2 protein-coding genes are annotated in these 7,850 nt (G+C 32.9%); both read right to left on the reverse strand.

Annotation, left to right across the window (positions count from 1 at the left end; genetic code table 11):
• Positions 1–477: 477 nt before the first annotated feature.
• On the reverse strand, positions 478–1,227 hold the full coding sequence (locus HMPREF3186_RS06630; protein ID WP_060914480.1) for a protein-ADP-ribose hydrolase: 750 nt from the start codon (positions 1,225–1,227) through the stop codon (positions 478–480).
• Between the two features lie 219 nt (positions 1,228–1,446).
• Positions 1,447–6,855: a S8 family serine peptidase gene (locus tag HMPREF3186_RS06635; RefSeq protein ID WP_060914481.1), complete on the reverse strand. Its 5,409-nt coding sequence runs from the start codon at positions 6,853–6,855 to the stop codon at positions 1,447–1,449.
• Positions 6,856–7,850 lie beyond the last annotated feature (995 nt).

Genomic DNA, 7,850 nt, shown 5'->3' on the forward strand with positions numbered 1-7,850 from the left:
AATATTTTGTCCAATTTTTTGGGTTCAGTACCCTTTGACCGAGTAAGATAGTTATTTTAAAAAATTATTTTCTTGAGTCGCCGTCTTTAAAACGGTGCCCTCTTTATAAATCTATTTTAACACAAGTAAATATATAAATCAATAAATTGATAATAGCCCCCAGAATTTAGGCAAATTTTGGAGAGATATTATCATTTTACAAGTTAAGATAACAATTTAAATCATAAAACCGAAACTCTATTTTTAATTACTTATTGTTTAGTTTTCTAAATATCACAAATTTGATACCTATGGCTAAGCTAAAAGTCCTAAATTTTAAATAGTGTATATGATAACTCATAGACCCAGTGGTTTATTGATATCTAAATCCGCTATATAAAAGCTTTTTAGATATCTAATAAACTGTGCGGGGCTGACTCAACAAAATCTTTTTTCTTCGAAATCACGATTTTTGAGCCACTCCCTCTCTCAATTCTCTTAACCTAACAATCCTTCATATAACTTCTTATCTAAATCTTTAAATACATTGAATACTACTTTTAAATCAGCATCCAGGTTTTCTCTAAAGAACTTCTTAACCTCAGCTACCGCTATTTCAGCAGCAAGATCATTCGGGAATCTAAATTCTCCGGTACTTATACAACAAAAAGCAATGCTCTTAAGATTATTCTCTAAAGCAAGTTTTAAAGAATTTCTATAACATGATGCAAGTAATTCCTTATCGTCATCTTCAACAATACGATATATTATTGGCCCAACAGTATGAATAACATGTTTAGCTGGCAAGTTATATCCTGCTGTTATCTTAGCTTGTCCTGTTTTTTCAAAACTTCCTTGTGCTTTTATAATATCATCACATTCTTTTCTAAGTTGTAGTCCTGCTTGCGTGTGAATGGCATTATCGATGCATCTGTGCAGAGGAATTAAACATCCTAATAGAGCCTTGTTCGCCGCATTAACTATAGCATCTACTTGTAGCGTTGTAATATCCCCTTGCCATAGGTAAATATTCTCATCGATTTCAGTTAAATCTTCTAATCTTGTTATTCCTTTAGCATTTAGAATCTCTTGTAAATACTCATCTTGAACTTCATAGAATTCACTCGGTAACTCCGACACTTTCCACGTGTTCATTAAGGATCTAAATAAATCTTTCTTTTCTTGTTCCGTCTCCGGTATTTCTATTTCTGAATTTAGTGTTTTTATTAAATAATCTAGTTTTTCCATATTCTAAATAGTTCCTCCATGTCACTTATTATTATATACCTTACTTAAACATGTGTCTATAATTGAGGCGTGCTATAATTTTTTCAAAGGTTAACGAAAAAGCTCCAGATCTTAAAAAGTTTTTATACAAACTCATAGATACAGTGATTCATTAACATAAAAATACGACTTCAAAAATTAGAGAATAAACTCTAACTTTTGAAGTCGATATATTTTATCTTATTTTTGTTTACGACGTTTTACGTAAACAGTTAGCCCTACTAAAGCTAGTACTGCAATTCCAGCATAAACTGTCGCATTATTATCTAATCCTGTTTTCGGTAGTAATGAATTAGATTTTGAAACTTTTCCGAAATCTTCATCTAGATTAAATGTACTTTCTTTCTTAGTTTCTTTTCCAACAAAACCACCTAGGATATCTTTAATTGATTTTTTAGAAACTTTTTTCTCCGCTTCTTTTAATGCTTCTAATGCTTTATCTACTTCTTCTTGAGTAGCCGTTGCCGAAGCTAATAGTTCTTGTGCTTTTTGAACTGCATCTAGATAAGCTTTCTTATCTTCTGCACTTGCACTTTCAAAACTATCTTTCTCTTTGACTTCTGCTAAATGACTTAGTTGTTCATTTAGGTTTTTCTTATCTACTTTTGGTGTTTCTGGTTGAGTTTTGTTGCCTTCTTTCTTAGGTTCCTCAGTTGTTGGTTTCGGCTCTTCTTTTGGAGTCTCAGCTGCTGGTTTTAGTTCTTCTTTCTTAGGTTCTTCAGTTGTTGGTTTCAGCTCTTCTTTTGGAGTCTCAGCTGCTGGTTTCGGTTCTTCTTTCTTAGGTTCTTCAGTTGTTGGTTTCAACTCTTCTTTTGGAGTCTCAGCCGCTGGGTTTGGCTCTTCTTTCTTAGGTTCTTCAGCTGCTGGTTTCAGCTCTTCTTTCTTAGGCTCTTCAGCCGCCGGTTTTGGCTCCTCTTTCTTAGGTTCTTCAGCTGCTGGTTTCGGATCCTCTTTTTTCAGAACTTCTACTTCTTTACCATCAAGAACATTTTCAACTTGTTGTAATTTTTCTAACACAGCTGCAACTTCTTTTTCAGTTGCATCTTTGTTGTCAAGAACTGCTGTCGCTTCTTTTATAACATTTACGAAGTTATCTTTTTTATCTTGTCCAGCATTTTTGAATTTAACCTCAGTTTGAAGTTTTTCAGTTTCTTTTAATTTTTCAATTAATTTAGCTTTGTCTACTTCTTTTTTCACTTCTGGTTGTTGTGAATTAGCTAATGTTACTTTAGCTGCGTTTAGGCTTGCTACCACACTATTTACTTCTTCTTGAGTTGCATTTTCGTTTTCAAGAACTTTCTTAGCTGATTCTAATGCTTTATTGTATGCATCTTTAGCTTCAATAGTTGCATTTTTGTACTCTTTAGTTTCATCTAACGCTTTATCCGCTTCTATTGCTTTTTGAAGCTCTGCTTTATTCACTTCTGCTTTCTTCTCTACTGGAGCATCTTTTGGAGTTAATACTACAAAGTTACTGAAGCTATCAGTAGTAAATGTAAGCTTACCATCAGCATAATTAACACTACTTACAGCTGTTAATTTTCCATCTTTTTCATGGAAGAAGCGCTCTGGAGCTTTCGCTAAATCTAAAGTTACCGTTCTATCACCAGGAACTTTAACTTCTTTTCCTGTTGCATCTACGATATGAATTCCAAAGTATTCGACATCATATTTGCTTAAGTCTACATTACCTTCTGTTAATTGTTTTTGAATATTTGCTTTCTCTTCTGCAGTTGGCTCTGTTACAACTAGTTTGTAATTATTGTAAAGTTTTTTCTCAGTGAAATCCACTGTACCTTGTGCTTTAGAGTTCTCAGCAGTTCCTACACTTGCTACTTTTTCTGCAACGTTTAAGACAACTTGTTTTTTGTTGTGCCCATCTTTTACTACTAATTCAAAATTGTTTTCTGCTGGAGTATATCCTTCTGGTGTTACTATTTGAATTGTGTATGTTCCATTTTCTAAGTTTTTCTGGAAAGCATTTTTTCCGTATAAACTTGTTGGAAGTGATATTTTAGTACCATCTTGAGCTACTGCATAAACTTTTGTTCCTGCTGGCACTTGTTTATCAAAGCTTATTTCTGTAGCATTTCTACTAATTTCATCAACTCTAAATTCAACCTCTTTTGTTGGTTTCTCTTTTGTTATTTCAAAATCAACTTTTGATGGTGTAAGTAGCTTGTACTCTCCATCAACCATAACTACTTCAACAGTATATTTACCGAATGGTAATGCTTGGTAAGTACGTTTATTTCTAGAGAAGTCTTCACCTATGATTTCACCTTTTTCATTAGTGATCTTATAACGTAAGCGACGTGAATTATTTCCAGTTCCATCACCTTTCTTAACTTCTACTTCTAGACTTCCTTTACCGTTTCCTTCAACATTTGATAAATTAATACTGTCTTTGTTGTTTGCAAAGTCTTTTACTTCAAAAGTAATATCTTTTAATTCTACACCTTCTGGAATTGTGTAACTTCCATCTTCATTTGCCGCAATAGTATTTTTACCATAACTTAATTTTTTATAGAATACTCCACTTCCATCTTCTAGTACTGGATATGGTGTGAATTTACGAGTTGCTTCATCATAGTAACCACCATTAGCACCTGTGATTTTCGGAGCTTTTCTATCGATTACTACATTGAATGTTGTCTCTTGCATATCTGCACCACTTACTGCTGCACTATAAGAAACTACATATTGATACTCACCGTCTGGAAGAGGGTTACCGTTATTGTCAACACCTTTCCAGTTTGTCATAGTTAATGATGTGTACTTCTTACCAGTATTATTGTAAAAGTTTTTATTACCAGAACCATTACCATTTTGGTAAAGTGGGTTCTTACGTTCTACATCGTCTTTAGCATATACTGAAAGTTTTAGGTTTTCGAAGTTACGGTAGAATACCCCTCTCATTCCTATCTCATCATAAATCTCATCACCATTCGGCGAGAAGAAAATTTTATCAGTAAAGAATCTTTCACCAGTAACAGGATTTACATATGCTCCTGCTAGTGTTCTCTTATCTTTTTTATCTTCTTTATAAGTTGTTAACACTCCTGTGAAGTTCATCTCTGTTAATGAATCCCAGTTATTAGGGTTTGAAGTATAACCATACTCATATGTTGGTTTTTCTCCATTTTTCATAGAATATATTGGTTTTTCTAATACTGGTAGATTTTGGAACTGACCTTTAAATCCTACAAATGGAATGTTTGCTTTTAATGCGCTTTCTTCATCATAGAAAGTTACAAATCCTTCTAGATAATAACCATTAGTAAATACTTTTTCTAGTTCTTCTTTGAAGTTCGTAGCATCTACGGTAATTTCTACTTCTTTTTCACCTTTTGCTGGAACTTCTACAGTAGCCCAATCAGTCGTCAACAACTTCTTAGGAGTCATTGTAAGTTTACCATTCCAATCTACTCCAGCATCTTCGCCATAGTAGTTATCTGTAGTTAGGTGAGCTGCATATTGTAAGTTTTGAGCTTTGTCTGATAGATTATGTAATACTAATTTAAAAGTAAATTTATCTCCAACATTTCCTAGAGAAACACTTCCGTAGTTGTTTTCTCCAGTCACATAAAGATCTCCATAAGCAGCTTTATTCGCATCGATTAACCCTGCACCTTGAAGACGTGGTGATCTATATGCTGTTGTATAAGCATCAGAATACGCCATTGGAGTCGCCGTACTCATGATTAATCTCTTCGCTAAGCCTTGAATTTCTTCAGCACTTAAGTTCGGGAATCTTTCTGATAATACTTGTTTCACAAGAGTTATAGCTCCCGCAACGTGTGGAGAAGCCATACTTGTTCCACTATCTAGACCATATCTTCCATCATTATAAGATGATAAGATATCTCCACCTGGTGCTGTTACATCAGGTTTTAAGTATCCATCAACACTCATTCCCCAACCAGTAGATTCATCGAATTCACCTTTTTTAGGATTGTCTTGTTTATCCCAAGCACCATTAAATGTTATTTTATATTCCCCTTCATGAGCAGAAAGTTCATTACCAAATTTATAATAAGTTGTTACTACAGGAAAATCTTTATCTTGTCCATTTAACGTTAAGTTATAAATAGTGTCTCCTTCATTGAAGTAGATTACCGCTCCAGCTGCTCCGTATTGTTTAGCTAGTTTAACTTTTTCTTCAAAGCTATTACCACCACGTTGGATAAGGGCGATTTTTCCAGTTAAATCTTTGTCAGCGTAGTTTTCAGCTTTACCAACTCCAACATATACATAGTCGTACGCTCTCTTCTCAAATTGTTTAGTATAGCTAAAAATTGGCATTTTTCCATTATCAAAGTCAGCATTGTCTTTAAGTTGCTCGATATTCGCCACTTCTCTGTTAAGAACACTGTTGCTTATGTTCGCTACAGAAATCGCATCTTCAGAAACCGATGGTCTTCCTACAGTTCCATAATCTGGATTAGCTGCACTTGGGTTTGTTTGTCCACTAGCGAAGAACGCATTATTTCCTGCCGCTGCAACTATATTAACACCAGCTTTTTTCGCAACATCCATCGCACGAACTAAACCGTCACCTACTTCTACTACTGAACCAGCTGGCGAACCTAAACTTAGGTTTATCGTATCAGCACCAAGTTTAATAGCATCTTCTATAGCTTTTGTATAGATATAAGACTCTGTTCCTGAATTTTTGGTATCCGAGAATACACGCATAAAAATCAACTGCGCTTCTGGTGCTATACCTGTTACATAATCACCATTTGTAAATTTCTCCTTAGGATTACCTACTGCAGTCCCAGCAACGTGCATACCGTGTGATTTATAAGCACTTTGTTTAATATCATTATCCCAGTCGTTATAGTTAAATGCAAAGGGTAATTTTTCACTATACCACTTACCGTAGTCTATACCCGCTTCTTTTTTTATTTTTTCAATTTCATCTTTAGATTTATATTTAGATTTTGAATTATCTGATAATCTAAGCACTGGATGATTCGGATCAAGTCCTGAATCTAATACTGCAACAACTTTTCCTTGTCCTCTATATCCTTTATTCCAAAGAGGTTGTATATTAATAAGATTATAACTATCTAAAGCTTTAGAAAAATCATTAGCTTCAGTGCTTTCTTTTTTCTCTTCTTTGCTCACTACATTTTCTGGTTTATTGTAGCTAACACTTATTTCAACAGTGTCTACAAAATCCAACTCTTGAATTTTTTTAGCATTTGAGAATGTAGTTTCTAAGGCAAAACCATTCATCAATGTATCATACTCAAACAGTTTTTCATAATCGATACCTTTATCTTTAATATCTTTTAATGCCTTTTCTCTAGGTGCTTTTGTTGATTCTGTAACTTCTTTAATTCCTTCTTTAGTTTTTAACTTATTGGGATCAACATCGCCCTTTAACTTAACAATTACTTTTACCTTATCATCATCTTGAAACTTATGTTCTTCACTTTTTGAAACATTCGATAGCTCATCTTTTTTTTCTTCTTGAGCTAGTGTTATTTTCGATGATACTCCATAATTAAATGTACTGATATTTCCTAGTAGTAATGCTGCACTCAGCACACTTACAGCTGCCTTTTTAGTCAGTGTCATTCCTTCTTCTCCTATCTTTTTTAAGTGTATTTAAAGTATATTTCTATATTTTAACATATATTATCTGAAAAACAAAGGTAATTTTCAGATATAACGTTTTTATAAGTATAATATAAATGGATTTATTATTTAATATTTTATATAAAATTTATAATAAAAATTAAAAACCAGGCACAGCTTTTGTACCTGGTTTTATAATAAAAAAGTTAATAAACGACTCGTAATACGTTTTTTTAAAATCATTTAATTTATAGTTAACTAATCGTCGTCGTTTAAAATGTAACTATATAAATTAATATTTACAATATATACATCTTAATTATTTCATATTCTTTAAATTTTGTCAAAAGACATCCCCTCTTTTTCTCCTCTTTTTTCTCTGTTTATACATTATTAAAAATATAATTTTTATTATAACCAAAAGAGAAAAAACTTTTTTCAAATAATTTCGAATGTTTTAATAAAGGTAGGCACTGCCCCGAAAGGGAGGTGATGAAACGATGATAGACATTACCCAAATCCCTGTGAATTTAATATCAGGAGTTATACTTCTTTTGATAGAATACTATCTGCTAAAGGATAATCACAGGAAAAAGTAGCCATTTAGCTCACGACGCACATATTTCACTTGTGTGTGAATATTAAATATTAATATAAAAAGCCAATTGAAAAAGCAGTTCAATTGGCTTTCGTGATGAAATTTGATAGACATTTCCCATTCACTTACCTATATTCTAACATATACCTTTTCTTGTTGTCAATTAATTCAGCAGTTCCTCTTCTTATTAACATAATCTTAAAAATATAACTTTAATCTCAATATCAACAAGAAAAGGTAGCCCTATTTAGGCACGACGTACATGTTATTCACTCATGTATGAATATCTATTCTCATACTAAGTGGTATGTTAATACATATAAAAAAAGCAACTGAACAGCACTTCAGTTGCTTTTCGTGGTCTTATGTGAATATAATCGTCCAATTCACTTATCTA

Origin of the sequence: Gemella haemolysans (genome assembly GCF_001553035.1) — a bacterium.
Classification (GTDB): Bacteria; Bacillota; Bacilli; order Staphylococcales; family Gemellaceae; genus Gemella; species Gemella haemolysans_B.

Excerpts from the sequence above, each read along its gene's own strand:
- HMPREF3186_RS06635 (WP_060914481.1), bottom strand. The coding sequence starts at position 6,855 with ATGACACTGACTAAAAAGGCAGCTGTAAGTGTGCTGAGTGCAGCATTA.
- HMPREF3186_RS06630 (WP_060914480.1), bottom strand. The coding sequence starts at position 1,227 with ATGGAAAAACTAGATTATTTAATAAAAACACTAAATTCAGAAATAGAA.